Here is a 22583-nt window from a genome sequence, read left to right on the forward strand (position 1 = left end):
CTCACAGCTCCCCGGAGCGCGCCACCTCGCGCGCCTCGAACAGGCTGAGCTGCGCGGGCGGGCGGACCCGCGCCGCGAGGCCGGCGCGGTCGAGATCCCGCGCCGCGCTCCGGTGCTCGTCGGCCGTGATCAGGAACGGCGCCGCGCGGGCGATCGGCACGCGGAGCCGCGCCAGGTCGTCCATCCGGACCGCCCGGTGGCGGCGCATCGCGAGCACGCGCTTCACCGTCCGCACCCCGAGCCCGGGCACGCGCAGGAGCGCCTCCCGGGGCGCGGTGTTCACGTCGACAGGGAAGAACTCGCGGTGCGCGATCGCCCACGCGAGCTTCGGATCCATCGTGAGATCGAGGTTCGGCGAGGCCGCGCTCAGGAGCTCCCCCGCCGAGAAGCCGTAGAACCGGATGAGCCAGTCCGCCTCGTACAGGCGGTGCTCGCGCGCGAGCGGCGGCGCCTCGGCCGGCAGGCGGGCGTCCCCGTGCGGGATCGGGCTGAACGCGGAGTAGTAGACGCGCCGGAGCCCGTGCGCCGTGTACAGCCGCGAGGCGGTCGCGAGGATCTCGTGATCGCTCGTCGGCGTCGCCCCCACGATCATCTGCGTGCTGTGCCCCGCCGGCGCGAACGCGGGCGCCCGCGGGCTCGGATCGTCGCGCGTCTCGGCGATCCGGGCGTGGATCTCCGCCATCGCGGCCTCGATGGCCGGCATCGTCTTCTCGGGCGCGAGCGCCGCGAGATCCCGCTGCGTCGGCAGCTCGACGTTGACGCTGAGCCGATCGGCGTACCGCCCCGCCGCGTCGAGCAGCTCGGGCGAGACGCCCGGCGCCGCCTTCAGGTGGATATACCCCCCGAAGGCGTGCTCCTCGCGCAGCGACCGGGCGACGGCCACGAGCTGCTCCATCGTGTAGTCGGGGCTCTTCAGGACTCCCGAGCTCAGGAACAGACCCTCGATGTAGTTCCGCCGGTAGAAGTCGAGCGTGAGCGCGACCACCTCGCCCGGCGTGAAGCGCGCGCGCTCCACGTCGCTGGAGAGGCGGTTCACGCAGTACTGGCAGTCGTAGATACAGACGTTCGTCAGCAGGATCTTGAGGAGCGAGACGCAGCGGCCATCCGGCGTGTAGCTGTGGCAGATGCCCATCCCCTCGGTGCTGCCGATCCCCTGCGGCGCGGCGGGCCGCCTGGAGCCGCTGCTCGCGCAGGAGGCGTCGTATTTCGCGGCGTCCGCGAGGACAGCGAGCTTGCGCTTGAGCTCCATGAACCGGAATAACCTGGGGCGCTGCGCGGGCCCTGGCAAGGCCGGCGGCGCGCGCGGCGCTCGGCAAATCGAGGCGAGCGCGAGCGAGAGATCGAGGCGAATGCGAGCGAACGCGGCAGGCGTCGTTCCCGCGGCCCCCCGTCCGCGGCGGCGTCCGCGGCAGCGTCGGGTTCACGCCATCGTTGAGGCCGCCCAACCTTTACGCAAAGCACGACTTCGCCGATCCTGGATCGATGAACCTACTCAAAGCGTGCATTGCTGCTCTCGTGATCGCGCTTCTCACGCCCGGGTGCTCGATGTCCGGCGATGCCAGCGGCGACGGCTCGGGCGCCGGCGGCCCCGGCGCGGGCGACGGCGGCGGTCCGGATCCGGAGGGCGAGCTCGGCGGCGGCGACCCCGGGGCCGGGCTCACCACCGACGTGAACGTGATCATCACCGCCGACAACGCGTACGGCTTCGGCTACGGGACCGGCGACAGGCTCCTCAACTACTTCGGCGGCATCGAGAACCTGACGGCCGACGAGATCTTCACCTGTCCCATCGGCAACGGACCCGAGGCGTACACGGTGCCGGCCCGGTCCGCGAACGCGGGACACTACCTCTACATCGTCACCTACGCCGACATGGCCGTCACCCAGGGCGTGCTCGGCCAGTTCTTCCGCGAAGGCGCCGCGCCCGTCTTCACGGGCGCCGGCGAGTGGGAGGTCTGCGCGACGGGCGAGGACTACGACCTGGGCTCCCACGGGCCGGAGATCGAGACCATCAACCGGCATATCGCGAGCTGCAGCCGCGGCGGCCTGGACGAGCAGACCACCAGCGCCGGCTGGGTGACCACCGCGGACTCCACGCACGGCAAGGTCGTGTTCGGGGAGACGAATGACACGGATCGCAGCGACCCGCTCCCTGGCAACGAGTTCCCCATCGTCTGTGACATCGACGAGGAGGCGCGCTGGATGTGGTACGAGTGGGACCCGGACCGCAGCACCGGCAGCCCGTTCCTCTGGCCGGGGGGCGACCAGAACGTCACGAAGGATTTCTTGATCTTCCGGCTGGGCGCCGAGTTCATCCCCGAGCCGCCCCGCTAGCCGTCTGCCGGGCCCGCGCTCACCACCTCGCGGGCGGCGCGGGCCCACCACCTCGCGCGGCGTGCGCCGCCGCGCGAGGCAGCGCCCCTCACTTCGCCTGCACCTTGACGCCGGCGTTCGCCTTGAAGCTCGCCTTCGCGCCCCCTCCGCCCGTGCCTTCCTCGACGGGGGCGGTCGCCTTCAGATCGAACGACGGCGGCGTGTTGGGGTCGCACTCCGGCGGCGGCCCGAACCCGTCGGCGTTGAACTTGTACTCGAGCGAGCCGGACGCCGACGGGTCCTTCGAGATCGCCTTGATCTCCACCTCGTGCTCCCCCGCGCGCGCGGGCGTGCAGTACGAGAGCAGGTAGAAGCGCTTCATGTGCGCCTCGATCTTCGCCGCGATCTTGTCGAACGACTCCTTGACCTTCGCCTGATCCGCCGCGAGCTCGGTCCCGTCGCGCCCGATCTCGTCGAGCCGCGCCTTCTCGATCTCGGCGCCGACGCCGACGACGAAGATCTGGTAGTTCTCGTACTCTTCCTTGTCGAGCTCCTTCAGCATGTCCTCCCGGCTCACGCGGTTCGCGCGGTCGGTGCCGTCGGAGAAGACGACGAGCGTGCCGAACTTGAGCGGGCGCCGGTCCCGGTCGAGCTGCTTCTTGAGCTCGCGGATGCCCTCGACCACGCCGCCGTGGAGGTTCGTCGACGTGTCCTTCGGCTTGTAGCTCCGCAGCCCCTCCAGCCCGCCCTCGACCGAGCCCTGGGCCTCGGTGAACGGGACGACGGAGTGGATCTTCGCCTCGCCGTCGAAGGCGTACACGCCGACCTTCTGGCTCTTGCCCACCCGGTCGCTGAAGGACTGCGCCGCGTCGACGAGCGCGTCGGCCTGCCCCGACTCGGTGATGCTGCCGCTCATGTCGACGAGCAGCATCGTGTACATGACCGCCGCGACCTCGGGGTTCTGGATGGTCTGCTTGCTCTCGAACTTCGAGACGAGATCGCCGTCCTCGTAGATCTCGAAGTCCTCGGCCGTGAGACCGCCCACCGGCTCGTCCTCGCCGGCGTCGACGCTGAAGAACACCCAGACGTTGTTCGGCTTCTTCTGGGCGGAGTTGATCCGGTTGACCCGCAGCCCGCCGCCGCAGGCCACGCTCGAGAGAGCGAGCAGGGCGGCGAGCAGGATCCGGACCGCTGGAGAACAAAGGAGGATTTTCACGCGGGGGATTAGCGCGCATCGGGCGCCGCGATGTCAATTCGCTGCGCCAGGTCGGGCGCGCGGCGCCGGATGTGCGCTCATGTCCGGCGAGCGGGCGGGCGCCGGCTGCGCCCCGGTGCTGGCCGACCCGGGGCGACCCGCGGCGCCCCCGGGCGGGCACGCCGATCGCCCCCGGGCCGGTTTACACGGGGAAGGAGACCGCCGTACATAGGGGCTGGCGCGCCTCGCGCCGCCGCGGCGCACCCCCGGGCGCGCAGCGAGTTGGTCCCCCCGCGTGGATTTCCGTTACCCTGTCGCCGCATGGCACGCATCCTGATCGTCGAGGACTCGCCGGCAATGCGAGCGTATGTGCGCTCGACGCTCGAGGACTGCGTGCTCGGGCTCGCGGGGGACGTCGACATCGTCGAGGCGATGAGCGGGTTCGACGCGCTCCGGCTCCTGCCGCGCGGCGCCTTCGACCTCGTCATCACCGACATCAACATGCCCGACATCAACGGGCTCGAGCTCATCCGTTTCGTCCGGCAGAGCGACCGCTACCGGCGCGTCGGCATCCTCATCATCTCGACCCAGGCGACCGAGCGCGACGTCCAGCGCGGGCTCAAGCTGGGCGCGGACGGGTTCCTCCCGAAGCCGTTCACGCCCGAGGCCCTGCGCGACGCGGTCGTCGCCTGCCTCGACGGGCGGGCCCAGCGCGCCGAGGCCCGCGACGCCCCGCCGGACGCCGCCGGCGACGGCGCCGCGCCGCCGCCGCCCGCCACGGCCGCGGCCGCCGACACGCCGCCGCCGCCCGCCGTCGCCGCGGACGCGCCGCCGCCCGCCGCCGGCTCCGACCCCGCGCCTGCACGGAAGCCCAGGCACCCCGGATCCCCTGAGGGAGGCGGAGGCTGATGGTCGACAGCGGCGACCGCGCGCGCGAAGAGTTCTTCTCGGAAGCCCAGGAGATCGTCGAAGGGCTCGGGCGCGACCTGCTCGCGCTCGACGAGGCGGTGAGGACCAACAAGGTCGACCCGGACGTCATCAACGACGTCTTCCGCGCCGTGCACACCCTGAAGGGGCTCGCCGGGCTCTTCGGCGCGACCCGGATGGCGACGCTGTCGCACGAGCTCGAGGAGCTGCTCGACAACCTGCGCCTCGGCCGCATCGAGATCAGCGCGTCCGTGCTCGACCTCCTGTTCCGGAGCGTCGAGCTCTACGGGCGCATCCTCCAGAACGAGAAGGACGGGCGCGACGCGCCCATGCCCGAGGTCGACGACCTCCTCCGCCAGCTGCACCAGGACGCCGGCCCGAGCGCCGCCGGCCTCGCGGACGACAACTACGACCTCGACCCGGGGCTGCTCTCCGTGCTCACCGAGTACGAGGAGCACCGGCTGCGCACGAACATCGCGAGCGGGATGACCCTGTTCCGGCTCCGCGTGCAGTTCCACCTCGCCACCATCGATCAGGCCCTCGACGACCTGAAGATCACCGCGAAGCCGTACGGCGAGATCATCACCTACCTGCCGACCGGCGCGGGCGCCGACCAGGACTCGATCGAGCTCGACATCCTGATGGCCTCGCGGGCGCCGCTCGACGAGCTCCAGCGCGCCCTGCACCAGGCCGGCGCGGCGGTCGAGGAGATCCCGCGCCGGAGCGACGCGCACGCCGCCCACGCCGCGCACGCCGCGCACGGGCGGGTCGCGCCCGGGATGCCCTCCATGTCGCCGGCGCACCGGGGCGGCGCGCCGACGGGCGTGTCGCGGGCCGTCGATCTGACGGGCTCCATGCAGGCGAGCCCGCCGTCGAGCGCGCGCGGCACCCGCAAGGGGGAGCTCAGCTCCATCCGCTCGGTCGCCCAGACCGTGCGGGTCGACATCCACAAGCTCGACCGGCTCATGAACATCGTCGGCGAGCTCGCGCTCGTGCGGTCCGCGCTCGGCCGCCTCGTCGAGCGGCTCCGCGCCGCGCCGACCGAGCGCGAGCTGAGCCTCGACCTCCACCGGCTGCAGCGCACGTTCGACCGGCACCTCGCCGCCATGCAGGCGGGCATCCTCGAGGTCCGGATGGTCCCGCTCGGGCAGGTGTTCGACAAGCTCGCCCGCGTCGTCCGCCAGATCAGCCGCGACGCGGACAAGCTCGTGAACCTCGTCATCACGGGCGCCGACACCGAGGTCGACAAGCTCATCGTCGAGGAGCTCAGCGACCCGCTCATGCACATGATGCGCAACGCCATCGACCACGGCATCGAGTCGAAGAGCGCGCGCGAGGCGGTGGGCAAGCCCGCGGTCGGCACGATCGCGCTGAACGCCTTCCAGAAGGGCAACCACGTCGTCATCGAGATCGAGGACGACGGCAAGGGCATCGACGTCGACAAGCTGCTCGAGGTCGCGCTGCGCCGCGGGGTCATGTCCCAGGAGGACGCGCGGACGACGAGCTACCGCGAGGTCCTGAACCTCATCTTCATGCCCGGCATCTCGACGAAGAGCGACGTGAGCGAGCTCTCCGGGCGCGGCGTCGGCATGGACGTCGTGAAGACGAACATCGGCAAGCTCGGCGGCGTCATCGACGTGAACAGCGAGCCGGGCATCGGCACCAAGATGACGGTGACGCTGCCGATCACGCTCGCGATCATCAGCGCGCTCATCGTCCGCGTCGCCGACAGGCTCTTCGCCATCCCGCTCACCAACGTGCAGGAGGCGGTGGCGCTCGACGAGGCGACGGTGCGCCAGATCGACGGCCGCGAGATGATCACGCTGCGCAACAGCACGCTCCAGCTCTGCTACCTCGCGCGGCTCTTCGGCCTGAACGAGGAGGAGGAGCTCAGCGCGCGCATCGCCGGCCTGCTCGGCGGGGGGCGCGGCGGCTCGGCGGCGAGGGCGGCGGTGAGCGGCGGGCGCCGGGGCGACGGCGGCCGCGCGACGCTCGGGCTGCAGGCGGGCAGCAAGCGCAAGTACATCGTCGTCGCCCAGGTCGGCGCGCGCAGGCTGGGGCTCGTCGTGAGCACGCTGATCGGCCAGCAGGACGTCGTGATCAAGGCGCTCGGCCCGTCGCTCGCCTCGGTGCGCGGCTTCGCCGGCGCCACGGAGCTCGGCGACCAGCGCATCGCCCTCGTCCTCGACGCCCCGGCGCTCATCGAGGAGATCCTCCACGGCGGGGATCGGCAGCGCGCCGATCCGCGGAGCACCCATGGCTAACCTCTCCCGAAGGCCCGCCCGGGTCCCCGTCTCGAAGCGGCAGCCGCGCGCCGCGGCGAGCGGGCCCCGGACCGAGTACCTCGCGTTCACGCTCGCCGGCGACACCTACGCCGCGCCCGTGTCGCTCGTGCGCGAGATCCTGAAGCCGCCGCCGCTCACGCCGGTGCCGCGCGCGCCGGACTCGACGATGGGCATCGTCAGCGTGCGCGGCCAGCTCGTGACCGTCATCGACCTCCGGCGGCGGATGCGGCTGCACGAGTCGGCGCCGATGCGGCGCGCGCGCATCCTGCTCGTCGACGCGGCGAACGGCGAGACGCTGGGGCTGTTCGTCGACGAGGTCCAGCAGGTCTACCGGCTCGCCGACGCCGAGATCGAGCACGCCGCGACGGCGCTCGGGGGCGACGTGGCGAGCTACATCGCCGGCATCGCCCGGCCGATGCACGGGGCGAACGCGGCCGATGGCACCCAGGGCGAGGCGCAGCCGCGCGTCATCATCCTGCTCGACCTGCAGGCGATACTCGCGTCCTAACGGACGATTCGTCCGCGCCCGGGCCGCTCACGGCGCCCGGACGCTCGGAGGCTCAGATGCCGTTGACTGGAGAGCGCAGCCGTCCCGACCCGCAGAAGAGCCTCGTCGGCTTTGTGATCGGCGACGTCCACTACGCCATCGACATCACGCGGGTGCGCGAGATCGTGAACCCGCTCCCGGTGACCGCGCTGCCGCACACGCCCCCCGAGGTCTCCGGCGTCGCGAACCACCGCGGCGAGGTCGTGCCCGTGATCGAGCTCCGCGTCCGCTTCGGGATGGCCCCGGCCGAGCCGAGCCGGAGCACCAAGTGGATCCTCGTCGACGTCGGCACCCACACGGTGGGGCTCGTCGTCGACGCCGTGACCGAGGTGTTCGGGACGAGCGGCGACTACCGGCCGACGCCGCCGGTGGGCGGCAGCAACGACCTGCGCGGCATCATGGGCGTGACGACGCACGACGAGCGCATGATCTTCGTGCTCGACGTCGGCCGCTTCATCGAGCTCGCGCTCGCGCTCGCCGCGTCCGGCGCGCTCCTGGAGGCGCCGTGAGCCGCCCCTTCGACGACGCGGGCCCCCTGAGCGGCCTCCGCGCGGCCGACGCGGGCCTCTGGCCGGGCGAGCCCGACTCGATCAGCCCGAGCGTGCGGAGCACGCCGATGCCGATCTCGGCCATCGCCGCGGCGCTCGGCGCGGACGACTCCGAGGAGCGCCGCCAGGCGGCCGCGCGGCTCGGCCGGGCGGACATCGGCGAGGCGCTGCCGCTCCTGCTGCGCGCGCTCGGGGATCCCGACTGGCGCGTCCGCAAGGAGGCGACGTACGCCTGCCACCGGCTGATCCAGGCCTCTCCGGGCCACGGCGCGGCCGAGGGCGAGCGGCCGCCTCCGGGCCAGGGCGGGCCGGAGGGCGAGCGGCCGTCGGCCGCGCAGGTGCTCGTCGAGGCGCTGCTCGAGGCGCTCCGGACGAGCGACGACGTGGGCCTCAGGAACGCCGCGATCGAGGTGCTCGGCTACTGCGGCCGCGACGCCACGCCGGCGCTCGTCGCGGCGCTCGGCGACCTCGCGGGGGACGAGCGCAAGCTCGTCGTCGACGCGCTCGGCCGCACGCGCGACCCGGCGGCGCTCGACCCGCTCTACGCGGCGCTCGCGGAGCAGGACGACAACCTGCGCCAGAGCGCGATCGAGGCGATCTCCGGGATGGGCCTCATCGCGCGCGAGCGGGTGACGGAGATCCTGTACGAGCGGCTCAGCGATCGCGACCGCTTCGTGCGGCTCACGTCGCTGAACGGGCTGAACGCGCTCGAGGCGCCGGTGCCGTGGCGGGTGCTCGCGCCGCTCATCGACGACCCGATCCTCCGCCCGGCCGCGCTGGTGGCCGCGGCGCTGGCGGAGAGCCCGGAGGCGCCGCGGGCGCTCGCGCGGGCGCTCGCGACGGCGCGGGGCGGCGCGTTCGCGCAGCTCGTCCGGGCGCTCGCGCGGCTCGCGGAGGGGCCGCTCGCGCCGCACGTGGTCGAGGCGCTCCAGGCGGCGCCGCCCGAGGTGGGCGCGCGCCTCGTGCAGGCCGCGGCCGCCCCGCACCCGAGCCCCGGGGTGAGCGAGCCCGCGTCGTGGCGCGGCCTCGGCGCGGACCCGGTGAGCGGCCGCGCCCAGGCGCTCGTGCTCGCGGCGATGGCGCGCGCCCGGGGCGCGGCCGAGGCCGCGGTGCAGGCGATGATCGAGCCCGCGCTCGTCGAGACGGCGCAGCGCGCGCTCGGGCTGCTCGGCGGCGAGGCGCTGCACGCGGTGCTGAACTACCTCGAGCGGCACGTCGATCCCGACCCGGATCTCTGGGAGGGCGTGGACGACGCGACGGCCGCGCTCATCGACGGCGCCGTGGCGATCGCGGAGCAGGTGCGCGCGCTGCAGGCCGATCCGCCGGACCCGGATCTCGAGGTCTCGCTCGACGATCTGGTCCACGTGGTCCGGCGGTCGGTGAAGAGCCTGTCGACGCTCGTGGCGACGAGCGCGCTCTACGGCATCGCGAAGATCGGGACGGCGGACGACTTCGCGCTCGTCGTGTCGCAGACGCGCGCCATCTCGCTGCCGGTGGCGCGCGCGGCGGAGAGCGCGCTCGCGGGGCTCGCGGAGCGCCACCCCGAGGCCGCGCGCGCGCTCGTGGAGCGGCTCGTGCAGGCGGAGGAGACGTACCTCGCCGCGGCGATCGTGCTCGAGGCGCTCGGCGCGGCGGGCCCGGAGGAGGTCGCCTTCCTGACGAGCGCGGCCTCCGCGGGGGACGTTCGCGCGCGCCGCGCGGCCGTGACCGCGGTGGCCGCGGCGGCGGGCGCGTCGGCGCTCGACGTGCTGAGCCTCTCCCTGGCCGACGAGGAGCGCGAGGTCCGGCTCGCGGCGGCGCGCGCGCTCGGCCGCCTCTACGCGTCGCTCGGGGACGCGGCGAGCGACGAGCGGGTCCGCGCCCGCGAGCTGCTCGGCTTGGTCCGCGCCTCGGGCGAGCCCGAGCTCATCGCGGCGGCGGCGCAGGGGGGCGCGCCGTTCCGCTCGGATCCGCCGTGGAGCGAGGCCGGGGAGCGGCTGAGCGCGCCGCACCCGCTCGGGCCGATCGATCCCGGCGAGGGGCCCGCGTCCTCCCCGGGCTCGTCCGGCGGGCCGCCGTCGGGGAAGGTGCTGTGACCCTGCGGCGGCACGACGAGATCCGCCTCCTGCCCGACGAGTTCCAGCGGCTCCGGGAGCTGTTCAACAAGCACTGCGGGCTCCATTTCGGGCCCGAGGCGCGGACGTCGATGGAGCGCCGGCTGCGCGAGCGGGTCGTCGTGCTCGGGCTGTCGTCGTTCGGCCAGTATTACGAGTACCTCCGCTCCCACGGCCGCGGTCGCGCCGAGCTCGACGAGGCGCTCGACGTGATCACGGTGAACGAGACGTACTTCTTCCGGGAGGACTACCAGCTCCGCGCCCTCATGACCGAGATCGTGCCGATGATCGCGAAGGTGGGGGGCGCGCGGGGCCGGCTGTCGATCTGGAGCGCGGGCTGTTCGACGGGCGAGGAGGTCTACTCGATCGCGATCGCCGCGCGCGAGTCGGGCGTCACGGATCGCCGCGAGGTGCGCATCTTCGGCAGCGACATCTCCCGCCGGTGTGTGGTCGCGGCGCGCAAGGGGGTCTACGGCGCGTCGTCGTTCCGCACGACGCCGCCCGAGCTCAAGCGGCGTTACTTCACGGAGCGGCCGGACGGGTTCCACGTGGTGGACGAGCTGCGCTCGCTCTGCCAGTTCGGCCACCTGAACCTGCTCGACTCGTCGCGCGCGGCGGTGGTCGGGCGCGCGGACGTCATCTTCTGCCGGAACGTGCTCATCTATTTGGACGAGGAGTCGCGGCGCCGGGTGATCGAGATCTTCTACGAGCGCCTCTCGCCCGGCGGGTTCCTCCTGCTCGGCCACTCCGAGTCGCTCCTGAACGTCACGACCGCGTTCGAGCTCGTGCACTTGCGGGAGGATCTGGTGTACCGCAAGCCGGCGGCGACGCTGCGCCTCGGGCTCGGGGAGGCGCTGCCGGGGCGGGGGAGCGGGGAGGAGGGCGGGTGAAGCGCGGTGGAAGTCGAGGAGGGACGGGAGACGGGTGGTTCCAGGGCGCCCCGGGTGGGCTAGAATGAACCTCCGGCGGAAGGTTTTGCGCTCATGACATTCGCTCCCCTGCGCGTGCTCGTCGTCGACGACTCCGCGTACAACCGGCGCAACATCGCCGAGATCCTGAGCGGAAGCGACGAGATCGAGGTCGTGGGCAAGGCCGGTGACGGCGACGACGCGCTCCGTCAGGCCGCGCAGCTCCGCCCGGACGCGATCACGCTCGACCTCGAGATGCCGCGCATGGACGGCTTCACGTTCCTGCGGATCCTGATGGCCCGGCAGCCGACGCCGGTGATCATCGTGTCGAGCTACAGCCACAAGGAGAACGTCTTCAAGGCGCTCGAGCTCGGCGCCGTCGACTTCGTGGCGAAGCCGGACCGTCAGTTCACGGCGGACGCGCAGATCCGCAAGGAGATCATCCAGAAGGTCCTGCTCGTGCGTTACCTCCGCCCCCGGGCCCCGATGCCCGCGGCGGCCGCGCGCCCCGCGCCGGCCGCGGCGCCGCGGCCGGTGCAGGACGCGTCGTCGCGGCTCGGCGTCTCGCTGCGCCACCTCGTGGCGGTCGGCTCCTCGACGGGCGGCCCCACGGCGCTGCTCGAGATCTTCAACCGGATCCCGGACCGCTTCCCCGGCGCGATCCTGATCGCGCAGCACATGCCGGACAAGTTCACGCGCACGTTCGCCGAGCGGCTCGATCGCAAGGGCGGGCTCCGGGTGGTCGAGGCGCAGAACGGCGACCAGGTGGTGGCCCGCAAGGCCTACGTGTGCCCTGGCCGGATGTGCATGGAGATCGCGGTGACGCCGGGCAGCGGGGTCGGCCTGAGCGGCGACATCCGGATCCGGGTGGGCGCGCCGGCGCCCGGGGATCGGTACGTGCCGAGCGCGGACCGCCTGTTCCGCAGCGTGGCGCAGGTGGGCGGCAGCCGCGCGGTGGGCATCATCCTGACCGGGATGGGCGACGACGGCGTGAACGGCGCGCGGGCGATCCGCGCGGCCGGGGGCACGGTGGTGGCCGAGAGCGAGGACTCGGCGGTGGTCTACGGCATGCCCGGGGCCGCGGTGCGGGCGGGGGTCGTGAACGAGAGCCTGCCGTTCACGGCGATCGGCGACTTCATCGCGCTGCTTGCGTAGAGGCATGACGTCCGGTCTCGCCGGAGCACCGATCGCGTTGATCGCGCGAGAAATGAAAAAACGTCAAGGACGCCAAGAAGAAGATGATGTCTTGGCGTCCTTGCCTTCCTTGGCGCCTTGGCGTCCTTGGCGTTCGAAATTCTGCTCGTTTCAGGCGGGTTCAACCCGATGTCGCTCCAGGGGACCGTCTGCGGGCGGCGCCTCTCCTCTGCGCCTCTGTGGTTGAAAATCTCTCCTCTCGCCACATGTGACCCCGGGCTCTCTGTTCCGGCCGCGCTTCCGGCGGGGCCTGTGACCTTTCCGGCGGGCTGCCAAAGTTGACCCCCCGGGCGCATCGTGAGACAGGTCGGGCGCTGACATGCGGATCCGACGCGCCGCACGCAGGCTTGTCTGTCTCGGTTGGATCGCCGCCCTCTCGGGCGTGCCGCTCGAGGGCCTCGCCGCGCCTCCGGAGGCCGCGGGGCCTGCGGCGCCGGCGGCGGAGCGCGCGGCCGAGCCGGCGAAGGCCGAGGCGAAGAAGGACGGCGCCGCCTCCGGGGGCGCGAAGGCCGAGGCGAAGAAGGACGGCGCGGCCGACGGCGGCGCGAAGGCCGAGGCGAAGAAGGACGGCGCGGCCGACGGCGACGCGGCGAAGGCTGCGCCGGCCCGGCCGCCGGCGCGGACCGCGAGCGCGGCGGGGAAGGGCGCGAAGAGCGCGGCGAAGGCGCCGGCGAAGCCGGCGGCGCGGGCCAAGCCGACCAAGAAGGGCGCGGCGAAGGTCACGCGCAAGCCGGGGGAGCCCGGCGCGCCGGACGAGGCGGCGCGGCGGGTCATCGCGGGCACCGCGACGCCCGTCGGGGGGAGCGTGGGCGAGTCGCCCGAGCTCCGCACGCTGCGCGAGATCGACCTGGCCCTCTTTCCCGGCGCCGCCCCGAGCGCCGGGCCCGCGTGGCCGGTCGACGGCACGCTCCTGCTCGGCGCGGGCGAGCCGCGCCTCGAGGCCACCGGCCTGCCGCCCGCGGGCCTGCCCGTCGCGCCGCCGCAGGCCGACGAGGCCCGCGACATCTCCTGGCTGCGCCAGCTCGAGCTGCCCGACGTCCCGGTGCGCTGGGACGGCCGGGTCGTGCGCTACCTCGAGTATTACAAGGACGACCCGCGCGGGCGCTCCGCCGTGGCCTCGTGGATCCGGAAGAGCGGCCGCTACGGCGCCGCGATCCGCCGCGTCCTCCGGGAGCAGGGGCTGCCCGAGGATCTGCTCTGGCTCGCGCTCGTCGAGAGCGGCTTCGACCCGACGATCCACTCCCCCGCGGGCGCCGCCGGCCTCTGGCAGTTCATGCCGGAGGGGGCGCGCATCTACGGGCTCACCGTCGACCGCTGGATCGACGAGCGGCTCGACCCCGAGCGGTCGACGCTCGCGGCGGCGCGGTACCTCGCGGATCTGCGGCGCCGCTTCGGCGGCTGGGAGCTCGCGTTCGCCGCCTACAACATGGGTTACGGCGGGCTGCTCGCGTCGATCCGGAAGTACAACACGAACGACTTCTGGGAGCTGTCGCGGCTCGAGGCGGGGATGCCGCTCGAGACGGCGCTCTACGTCCCGAAGATCCTCGCGATCGCGATCGTGGCGCGGAACCCGAAGGTGTTCGGCTGCGACGGGGTGGAGCTCGACCCGGCGGTGACGTTCGACAAGATCTCGCTCGGCTCGGGGGTGTCGCTGCAGGCGGTGGCGGCCGCGGCGGGGTCGGGGTCGCCGGAGATCGAGGCGCTGAACCCGCAGCTCGTGGCGAAGCGCACGCCGCCCTTGCCGGTGGACGCGAAGGAGCAGGCGCGCTGGGAGGTCCGGGTGCCTGCGGGCGCGGGGGCGCGCGCGGCGAAGTCGATGCCGAAGCTGCTCGAGCGCGAGCCGAAGCTCGAGCGGTACCTGGTCCGCTGGGGCGAGTCGCTCGACGACATCGCGAACGTCCGGGGGACGACGCGGTGGACGCTCCAGTCGTTGAACGGCCTGCGCCCCGGCGAGCCGGTGCGCCCCGGCGTGCTCCTGTTCGTCCCGGCGGCGGAGGGCGTCGGCGCGGCGGCGGCGGAGCACCTGCTCGCGAACGGCGCGCCGCTGTCCTCGGAGGCGAAGCCGGTCGTCGTGGTCCCGGCGCAGCGCTTCTCGTACGAGGGCCGCCGGCGGGTGTTCTACCGCGTGGTGTCGGGCGACACCCTGCGGGATCTCGCGGCGGTGCTGTCGGTGACGCCCGACGAGATCTGCCGCTGGAACACGCTCGCCCCCGGGGCGGCGCTCCACGAGGGGATGACGCTCCAGCTGTTCGTCCCGAAGTCGCAGCGCCACGAGGGGGTCTTCCTGCTCGCCGACGCCGACGCGCGGGTCATGGAGGTCGGCTCCGAGGAGTTCTTCGCTCACTTCGAGGGCCTGAAGGGGCGCAAGCGCATCGAGATCGCGGTGCGCGAGGGCGACACGTTCAGCAAGCTCGCGACCCGCTACGGCCTGAGCGTGGGCAGCCTGGAGCGGATCAACCAGCGCTCGCGGCGGAGCCTGCTGATGCCGGGCGACCGCCTCGTGGTCTACGTGCCGACGTCGCACGCCGACGATCCGGCGCCGGCGCCGGTGCCGGCGGAGCCGCGCGAGGACGAGGTCCGCGTGGCGTCGACCGAGGCCGCGGGCCCGGTCGACGACGGCGACAAGGCGGCGGCCCAGCCGGTGAAGCCGGCGGTGGTGGTGGCGCCCGCGCAGCCCGCCGCGCCCGCGCAGCCCGCCGCGCCCGCGAAGCCCGCCACGGCGGCGAAGCCCGCCGCGGCGGCGGAAGGCGGCGAGACGAAGCCGGCGCGCGTGGAGATCGAGAAGGCCGGGGCGGACGGCGGCGAGAAGGCGGGGGCGGACGGCGGCGAGAAGGCCGGGGCGGACGGCGGCGAGAAGGCGGGCGGCGCTCGCGCCGGGGCCGGGGCGGCTGGGCCGGCGCCGGACCCGAAGAAGGCGGGGGAGGCCGAGAAGAAGAAGGCGCAGGGCGAGAAGGCGCCGGCGCCTGCGGCGGAGGCCGAGGAGAAGCCGGCGGGGCGCGCGAAGGGAGCACAGGAGAAGGGAGCGCAGGAGAAGGAGAAGCCTGCGGACGGCAGCGGCACGGCGCTGTGAGGCCGAGCGGGCGGCTCCAAGGATGAGCTCGGATGCCGTGGATACGGCGCGGCCGGAGATGTGGTCAGGCCTGGCCTGACTTCATTGCTTGGATTCGTCTCGTCCGTGGACGCCGGCGGGCGGACTGGTGGCCTCGACGGCGGTGAAGGGCTCGAGGATCTTGTAGGAGTGGGATGCCCCCTTGGGCACCGTCCAGGAGTCGCCCGGCTCGAGCCGCACCATCTGTCCTTCGAGGTGCAGCTCGGCGCGCCCCTCGATCACGAACCCCACGGTCTCGTAATCGCGCGACGTCGGCGGCTTCGCCTCGCCCGGCGGCTCGCGCTCCCAGAGCCGCATCGAGACCTGCTTTCCGGAGGCCAGGTACTTTTGTCCCATCTGGCCTGTCGGAGAGCGGCCGGAGGAGACCTTCATGACGGTTGTATCGCCCATTTGCGCCTCGTTTCCTCCCCCGATTCGCGGGTGCGGCCCTTTGTCCGGCTCCGCTGGAATCGTGGATGGCGATCCTGGCGCCCGGCCACTCTGGAGCGAGTCGGGTCTGTCCGTCTTTCCGTGTCGGTCGCACGTCGCAGAGAACGTATCGCCTCGAGGCGAACTGCTGTAGGATGCGTTGCGCAGGAGGCGCGTCCCGTGGACCTGTGGATCGGATGTGACGTTGCGCGGGATGACGCGCAGGGGGGCTCGCTGGGTGCGAGCGCGGGGCGTGTCGAGCGGGCGGGGCGTCGTGACGGGGATCGCGGGCCGCGCGCTGCGGCCGCCGGGGGGCGTTGCGGGGTGACGACGAGGGCGATGCGCGCTGCATTGCCGGAAAGCCGCTGATGTCCCAGCCGAAGAGCCCGACGTTGCTCGCGTCCGGCGTGCTGATCGACAGGAAGTACCGCCTCGTGCGCCAGATCGGCGAGGGGGCCATGGGCGTGGTCTGGTCCGCGGTGAACGTCGCGACGGCCCGCGAGGTGGCGCTGAAGCTGATCCACCGCCCCGAGACGGAGTTCCGGCTGCGGCTGCAGCGCGAGGCGCGCAACTGCGGGGCGCTGCGGCACCGGAACGTCATCGACATTTACGACATGGGGGAGACGGAGGCCGGTGAGCCGTTCCTGGTGATGCAGCTGCTCACGGGCGAGACCGTGGCCGAGCTGCTCGCGCGGAGGCGCCGGCTCGACACGGCGGTGGCGGCGTCGATCGGGCGCGACGTGGCGAGGGGCCTCGCGGCGGCGCACGGGATGCACATCATCCACCGCGATCTGAAGCCGGCGAACATCTTCCTGCACCGCGAGCCGGACATGGACGAGCCGGTGGTGAAGGTGCTCGATTTCGGGGTCGCCAAGAACCTCTCGGTCAACGACGGCCTGCACACGGTGCTGGGCGGCGCGGTGGGCTCGCCGCTCTACATGAGCCCGGAGCAGGTGCGGGCCGAGCCGAACGTCGATCACCGCGCGGACATCTGGGCGCTCGGCGTGGTGCTGTTCGAGATGCTGACCGGCACGCGGCCGTTCCAGGGGGACGCGCAGGCGGTGTTCATGGGGATCTTGTCGGGCGAGATCCCCACGGTGGCGAAGTACCTCCGGCGGGTGGATCCGGGCCTCGTCGATCTGATCGCCCGCTGCATGCGGCGGGAGCGGTCGGAGCGGATCGGGTCGGCGGCGGAGGTCGCGGCGCAGCTCGACCAGTACGCGGGGCGAGGCGCCGCCGCGTCGCTGCGGCAGACGTCGCCGGACGGGCAGCTGCCGTCGGGCGAGGGCGCGGAGAGCGGGGGATCGCTGGCGCCGCCGGTGGAGCCCGGGTCGGGCGGCGCGAGCCTCGGGGCGTCGATGCCGACGCCGAGCGCGGTGCTGGCGGCCAGCGCCGGGGCGCCGAGCGCCCGGGGGGCAGGCGCCGGGGGAGCGAACGTCGGTGGACCAAGCGTCGGTGGACCGAGCGTCGGTGGACCGAGCGTCGGTGGACCGAGCGTCGGGGGGGCGAACGTCGGGGGGGCGAACGTCGGGGGGGCGAACGTCGGTGGACCGAGCGTCGGTGGGCCGAACGTCGAGAGACCGAGCGTCGGTGCGCCGGGCGCTGGGGCGCTGCCGCTGGCGCTGCTGGGCGGAGGGCCGAGGGCGCCGCTGGGGCAGGTGCACGAGGCGGCGGGGGCGCCGTCGCAGCGGGAAGCGGGCCCGGTGGGGGCCTCGGGGCCGGCGATGGGCGCGATCCGGGCGCCGGCTGCGGGGCAAGCGGCCAGCGTGGGCCAGGCGGCGGGCGTGATGCTTCCGCGCGCGGGCGGCTCGGGGCCGAACATCGCGGTGGCGGCAGCGGGGGGTAGCTCGTGGGACGAGGACGCGCCGACCCTGCAGATGCGCGCGAGCGCGGAGTCGGCGTGGCCTGCGGCAAGGCAGCGCGTCCCGACGGGGCAGCACCCGGCGGCGGGATCACCCGCCGCGGCCGTGGCGACGCCGCTGCCGTCGCTTTTGGGGTCGGCGTCCGCCGGGCCGGCGCCGGCCGCGGCGAGCGGCGGGGCGCAGCCTGCGCCGGCGCAGCCCGCGCCGGCGCAGCCCGCGCTGGGCGCCGCGCCGGAGCGGCCGTACTGGGGTGGCACGGTGCGCATGACGGCGCCGCAGATGCCGGACGGAGCGGCTCCGGCGCCGGTCGCCGGCGCTGCCGTCGCGCCGCCGGCGGGGAGCTTCGGCGCGCCGCCGGGCCGGATGCTGGAGTCGACGGTGAAGCTCGATGCGGACGCGGTCGCGAGCCCGGCCGACTCGAGGATGTCGACCAGCGCGGCGGCGAGCGCTGCTGGGCAGATGGGGAGCTCGTCGACGAGCCCGCTGGTCGCGAAGAGCCCGTCGCCGTCGGCCAGCCAGACCGGGGCGCACGCGGCGCAGGACGCGACGCCGCAGGGCGACGGCCAGAAGCGCCAGAAGATGGCCGCGGTGCTGGCGATCGCGGCCGCCGCGCTGTCCCTGATCCTCGCGGGCATGTTCATCGCGATGCGGTCGGGCGAAGGCGGCACCGCGGCGCCGGTGACGGCGTCGTCCGGGAGCGTGGCGCCGGAGGACGGCGCGCCGGCAGGCGAGAAGGCGACGCCGCCGGTGGTCGCGCCGACGCAGGCGCCGATCGATGCGCCCTCGGCTCAGCCCTCGGGGACGCTGCCGGGCTCCACGGCGACCGCAGCGCCGACGGCGCCGACACCCTCGACGGCGTCGCCCCCCTCGACGGCGCCGACGTCGTCGGCGGCGCCGAGCGTTCTTCCGGTCGACAGCCGCACCGGCGCAGCGCCGGGCAGCATCGGCGGCGCAGGGGCGGGCAGCCCGCCGGGAGGCGCGGCGCCGAGCGCGAAGCCGCGCGAGGTGAAGACTGCTCCGGCGTCATCGCAGGCCGCGAGGACGACGCCTGCACCGAACCCGTGCGCGGGTCTCACGTCCTTCCTCAAGAAGAACTGCGAAGCGAAGCTGAAGAAGTAGCGCCGACGCATGGCGCCGCGCTGCGGCGCGCTGCGCCCACGCGCCTTACTTGACGGTGCGCTGCCCTACCTGCGACACTTCAACCAAGCGCCTTTTCTCGACCGCAGCCTTCGTCCTCTCGCGAGTCCACCTCATGCAGCCTCCCTCGCCTCCCGGGCCGCCGCCAGGTGCGCTCGTCTGCGGTAAGTACCGACTTCTTCGCCGCATCGGCGAGGGGGCGATGGGGGTCGTCTGGGCAGCGCACAACGAGGCGACGTCTCGCGAGGTGGCGCTCAAGCTGCTCGTGCGGCCCGACCCGGAGCTCCGCGTCCGGCTCCTCCAGGAGGCGCGCGCCTGCGGCGCTGTCCGGCACCGGAACATCGTGGATATCTACGATGCGGACGAGACGGAGGGCGGCGATCCGTTCCTGGTCATGCCGCTCCTCTCCGGTGAGACGTTGTCGTCCTATCTCAAGCGCAAGCGGCGGCTGGAGCCTGCCGAGGCGGCGCGCATCGCCCGCGACATCGCGCGCGGCCTCGCCGCGGCGCACGAGCGCGGCATCATCCACCGCGATTTGAAGCCGTCGAACGTCTTTCTGCACACCGAGCCGGGGGAGAGCCACTATGTCGTCAAGCTGCTCGACTTCGGGGTGAGCAAGGTGCTCACGGGGCCTCAGCAGATGCGCACCGCGACAGGCATCCTCATCGGCTCGCCTGCGTACATGAGCCCTGAGCAGGTGCAGGCGAAGGGCCAGATCGATCCTCGCGCGGACCTTTGGGCGCTCGGCGTGGTGATGTTCGAGATGCTCGTCGGGTCGCGGCCGATCCAGGGGCGGGCGCACGAGCTCCTCCGGAACGTGCTGCACGGCGACATCCCGACCGTGGCGCAGTTCGTCCGGCAGATCGATCCCGGCCTCGACGCGCTCGTGTCGCAGTGCCTGCAGCGGGATCGCGAGCAGCGGCCGCGCTCGGCGGCCGACGTCGCGGCGGCGCTCGAGCCGTTCGTCGCGCCGCTCGCTCGTTCGCGCGGGGGCGCGTCGTCGCCGGATCTGCGGTACGAGGCGCCGCAGCCGCAGGGGTCGTCGCCGAGGGGCGGGGCTGTTCCTGCGCCGGCGAACATGACGCCGCTGCCGATCTCGCGGCCCGAGCTCCACGCCGGGCGGCGGCCCACGCCCCCGGGGGGAACGTGGGGAGCGGCCGGGGTGCCGGGGACGTCGGCGAACGGGGCGGCGCCGTCGACGCCCGGGTTCGCGGCGCCGGGGACGCCGGCACCGAGGGAGCAGGCGCCGAGGGAGCAGGCGTCGAGCAAGCCGAGCAATCCGCTGCTGGGGGAGTTCGGCACGCTCAAGCTCCCGCCGGAGCAGGTGTCGGCGTACCGGCCTCGACAGCACTCCGCGCCGGCCTCTTCGCCTCAGCCGTCGCCGGTGCCAGCGCGTCACTCGCCGCCGGCGCCCATGCCCTACGCGCCGCCGGCGTCCGCGGCCCACGCGCAGCTGGCGCCAGCGCCCTACGCGCCGCCGGCGTCCGCGGCCCACGCGCCGCCGGCGTCCGCGGCCCACGCGCAGCTGGCGCCTGCCCCCCGAAGACCACCCGCGCCGGTGGCCGATGTCGTGCAGGGGGCCGCCCAGGCTCCGGCCGGGGTGCCTGCGCCCCCTCCGCCGTCCCGGGTCGTGTGGATCGCGCTGGGGCTGCTCGTGGCGATCCTCCTGCTGGGGCTGGGCATGGCCGTCGGCTTCCTGGTGATGCGCGCCGGCGTGGAGATCCCGGACGCCCGTGGCGGAGCGCAAGCTGCCCTGGCATGACGCGCTCCGGGTTACGCTGTGCCAGCGGACCTCGCGCGCCGGGGCGCCGCGTTTCGAACAGGGCCGCTTAGCATGATGTCCAAGTCGTTCACGCACATCGGTGCCGGCGTGGTGATCGCCGAGAAGTACAAGCTGGAGCGGAAGCTCGGAGAGGGATCCATGGGCGTGGTCTGGGCGGCGGTCAACGTCACGACCGCGCGCGAGGTGGCGATCAAGCTGCTTCACAGCCCCGACCCCGAGCTCCGGCGCCGGCTCCAGCGGGAGGGGCGGAACAGCGGGGCGCTGCGGCACCGCAACCTCATCGACCTCTACGACATGGGGGAGACCGAGGGCGGCGAGCCGTTCCTGGTGATGCAGCTGCTCACGGGCGAGACCGTGGCCGAGCTGCTCGAGCGCCGGCGGCGGCTCGACGCGGACGTGGCGGCGGCGATCGGGCGCGACGTGGCGAGGGGCCTGACCGCGGCGCACGCCGAGCACATCGTGCACCGCGATCTGAAGCCGGCGAACATCTTCCTGCACCGCGGGCCGGACGTGGACGAGCCGGTGGTGAAGGTGCTCGATTTCGGGGTCGCCAAGAACCTCGCCGCGAACGACGGCATCCGGACGGCGACCGGCGGCGCGGTCGGCTCGCCGCTCTACATGAGCCCGGAGCAGGTGAGGGCCGAGCCGAACGTCGATCATCGCGCGGACATCTGGGCGCTCGGCGTGGTGATGTTCGAGATGCTGACCGGCATGCGGCCGTTCCAGGGGGACGCCAGGGCGGTCTTCACCGGCATCCTGAACGGGGAGATCCCGAAGGTTTCCAGGTACTTGCGGAAGGTGGACCCCGGGCTCGTGGAGCTCGTCGCGCGGTGTATGCGGCGGAGCCGCGAGGAGCGGATCGGGTCGGCGGCGGAGGCGGCGGAGCTGCTGGACGAGTTCCTGAGCACCGGGACGATCGCCGCGATGGCGGCCGGGCAAGAGGGGGTGGCGGGGGGGCGGGCGTCGGCGATGCCGGGGCCGGTGTCGTCGTCGCCGAGGGGGGTGTCGTCGCCGCCGATGATGGGGGTGTCGTCGCCGCCGATGATGGGGGTGTCGTCGCCGCCGATGATGGGGGTGTCGTCGCCGCCGATGATGGGGGTGTCGTCGCCACCCTATGGGATGTCGTCGCCGCCGGTGGGGATGTCGTCGCCGCCGGTGGGGATGTCGTCGCCACCCTATGGGATGTCGTCGCCGTCGATGCCGGTGTCGTCGCCGCCGATGGGGATGTCGTCACCGCCGATTCCGATGCCGTCGATGGGGATGTCGTCGCCGCCGATGCCGGGTCCGGCGCTGTCCGTGCCGGCGCTGCCGGTCAGCGGCGAGATGGCAGGGGATCAGGCGGGGCTGTCAGGAGGCGCCGCGGCGGACGAAGGGTGGAACCCGGAGACAACCCAGAAGCTCGATCTCGAGGCCATGACGGGCGCGGAGTCCCAGATGAACGGCGCGCCGGCGAGGGGGCAGGACGAGGCGGGGCGATCGACGACGGCGCCGCTCGGGTCGACCCCGCTGCCGAGCCCGGGCGTGGGTGTGGCGGCGCAGGGGCAGCTGTCGCCGTGGGGAGTGCGGCCTGCGGCGCCGAGCACGCCGCCGCAGTCGCAGGGCGCGTCGCCGTGGTGGGCGCGGCAAGGGAAGGAGCGCATCCCCCGGGCGGCCGCGGCGGCGCTGGCGGCCGGGGCAGCGATCGTGGTGGGCGCGGCGCTCTACTTCGGGTTGCGTGGCTCCGGGGACGACGCGGTGTTCGCGCGGCCCGAAGCGTCGCCGGAGGCCGGGGTCGAGACGGGCGCGAGCAGCGCCGGCTCGCCTCGTGCGCCGGAGCCGCCGGCCGCGCAGGCGGCTCCGGCGGTTCAGGCTCCGGTGGCTCAGGCGTCGGCGGCGCCAGAGCCGCCCAAGGCCGACACGGAGGTCGATGCGGGCGCGGCTGTCGGCTCGGAGCGCGCCGGGGCGGAGGCGCCGGATCTGCCGGCGCAGCAGGCGCCAGCGGCGGCGACGACAGCGCCAGCGGCGGCGACGACAGCGCCAGCGGCGGCGGCTGCACCGGCGGCGGCTGCGGCGGCCACAGCGACGGCGACCACGCCGGCGGCGGCGCCGAGGCGCCCGGTTGCCGAGCAACCTGCGCTCAAGCCTACGGCGAGAACCGCTGCGCCGACGCCGCCACCTCCGGCGCAAACCGCGGCCAAGCGAACGGCCCCGGATCCGTGCGCCGGGAAGACCGGATTCATCCGGACGAACTGCCTGCGGAACCAGGAGCGGAAGAGAGATCCTTATGCGCCCTGA

Annotated in this window: 15 protein-coding genes; 12 read left to right on the forward strand and 3 right to left on the reverse strand. The window is 73.8% G+C overall.

Annotated elements, in window-relative coordinates:
* Window position 1: 1 nt before the first annotated feature.
* Window positions 2-1249, reverse strand: coding sequence for a putative DNA modification/repair radical SAM protein (locus tag WMF43_RS10160; RefSeq protein ID WP_437679295.1), 1248 nt, complete (start codon window positions 1247-1249; stop codon window positions 2-4).
* 233 nt (window positions 1250-1482) lie between these two features.
* Between WMF43_RS10160 and WMF43_RS10165 the strand changes: the two genes are divergently transcribed.
* A complete protein-coding gene (locus tag WMF43_RS10165; protein ID WP_437679296.1) occupies window positions 1483-2334 on the forward strand; it encodes a hypothetical protein in 852 nt (283 codons plus the stop codon).
* A gap of 88 nt (window positions 2335-2422) precedes the next feature.
* On the opposite strand, the gene WMF43_RS10170 is transcribed toward WMF43_RS10165, so the two are convergent.
* Window positions 2423-3529, reverse strand: coding sequence for a VWA domain-containing protein (locus WMF43_RS10170; RefSeq protein ID WP_437679297.1), 1107 nt, complete (start codon window positions 3527-3529; stop codon window positions 2423-2425).
* 300 nt (window positions 3530-3829) lie between these two features.
* Between WMF43_RS10170 and WMF43_RS10175 the strand changes: the two genes are divergently transcribed.
* The 8 genes from WMF43_RS10175 to WMF43_RS10210 all read left to right on the forward strand — a co-directional run bounded on the left by WMF43_RS10175 (window position 3830) and on the right by WMF43_RS10210 (window position 15080).
* The gene (locus tag WMF43_RS10175; RefSeq protein WP_437679298.1) at window positions 3830-4417 is read left to right on the forward strand and encodes a response regulator; all 588 of its coding nucleotides are present in this window, start codon (window positions 3830-3832) and stop codon (window positions 4415-4417) included.
* Window positions 4417-6699 (forward strand): chemotaxis protein CheA, encoded by a 2283-nt coding sequence (locus WMF43_RS10180; protein ID WP_437679299.1) that lies wholly within the window; start codon window positions 4417-4419, stop codon window positions 6697-6699. The genes WMF43_RS10175 and WMF43_RS10180 overlap by 1 nt, the downstream gene beginning before the upstream one ends.
* Window positions 6692-7228, forward strand: a complete 537-nt coding sequence (locus tag WMF43_RS10185; RefSeq protein WP_437679300.1) for a chemotaxis protein CheW — start codon at window positions 6692-6694, stop codon at window positions 7226-7228. Before WMF43_RS10180 ends, WMF43_RS10185 begins: the two co-directional genes overlap by 8 nt.
* A gap of 56 nt (window positions 7229-7284) precedes the next feature.
* Window positions 7285-7776 (forward strand): chemotaxis protein CheW, encoded by a 492-nt coding sequence (locus tag WMF43_RS10190; RefSeq protein WP_437679301.1) that lies wholly within the window; start codon window positions 7285-7287, stop codon window positions 7774-7776.
* The gene (locus WMF43_RS10195) at window positions 7773-9890 is read left to right on the forward strand and encodes a HEAT repeat domain-containing protein (RefSeq protein ID WP_437679302.1); all 2118 of its coding nucleotides are present in this window, start codon (window positions 7773-7775) and stop codon (window positions 9888-9890) included. Before WMF43_RS10190 ends, WMF43_RS10195 begins: the two co-directional genes overlap by 4 nt.
* The gene (locus WMF43_RS10200; protein ID WP_437679303.1) at window positions 9887-10798 is read left to right on the forward strand and encodes a CheR family methyltransferase; all 912 of its coding nucleotides are present in this window, start codon (window positions 9887-9889) and stop codon (window positions 10796-10798) included. The genes WMF43_RS10195 and WMF43_RS10200 overlap by 4 nt, the downstream gene beginning before the upstream one ends.
* Window positions 10799-10891: 93 nt before the next feature.
* Window positions 10892-11971 (forward strand): chemotaxis-specific protein-glutamate methyltransferase CheB, encoded by a 1080-nt coding sequence (cheB, locus tag WMF43_RS10205; protein ID WP_437679304.1) that lies wholly within the window; start codon window positions 10892-10894, stop codon window positions 11969-11971.
* Between the two features lie 358 nt (window positions 11972-12329).
* Window positions 12330-15080, forward strand: a complete 2751-nt coding sequence (locus WMF43_RS10210) for a transglycosylase SLT domain-containing protein (RefSeq protein ID WP_437679305.1) — start codon at window positions 12330-12332, stop codon at window positions 15078-15080.
* An 81-nt stretch (window positions 15081-15161) separates the two neighbouring features.
* On the opposite strand, the gene WMF43_RS10215 is transcribed toward WMF43_RS10210, so the two are convergent.
* Window positions 15162-15509 (reverse strand): cupin domain-containing protein, encoded by a 348-nt coding sequence (locus tag WMF43_RS10215; RefSeq protein WP_437679306.1) that lies wholly within the window; start codon window positions 15507-15509, stop codon window positions 15162-15164.
* Between the two features lie 386 nt (window positions 15510-15895).
* On the opposite strand from WMF43_RS10215, the gene WMF43_RS10220 reads away from it, so the two are divergent.
* The 3 genes from WMF43_RS10220 (at window position 15896) to WMF43_RS10230 (ending at window position 22583) form a co-directional block, all read left to right on the forward strand.
* Entirely contained in the window at window positions 15896-18508 is a 2613-nt protein-coding gene (locus tag WMF43_RS10220; RefSeq protein WP_437679307.1) for a protein kinase domain-containing protein, read from the forward strand.
* A gap of 133 nt (window positions 18509-18641) precedes the next feature.
* Window positions 18642-20288: a protein kinase domain-containing protein gene (locus tag WMF43_RS10225; protein WP_437679308.1), complete on the forward strand. Its 1647-nt coding sequence runs from the start codon at window positions 18642-18644 to the stop codon at window positions 20286-20288.
* A gap of 72 nt (window positions 20289-20360) precedes the next feature.
* Entirely contained in the window at window positions 20361-22583 is a 2223-nt protein-coding gene (locus WMF43_RS10230) for a protein kinase domain-containing protein (RefSeq protein WP_437679309.1), read from the forward strand.

Source organism: Sorangium sp. So ce131 (genome assembly GCF_051519095.1).
In the GTDB taxonomy this organism is placed as follows: Bacteria; Myxococcota_A; Polyangia; order Polyangiales; family Polyangiaceae; genus Sorangium.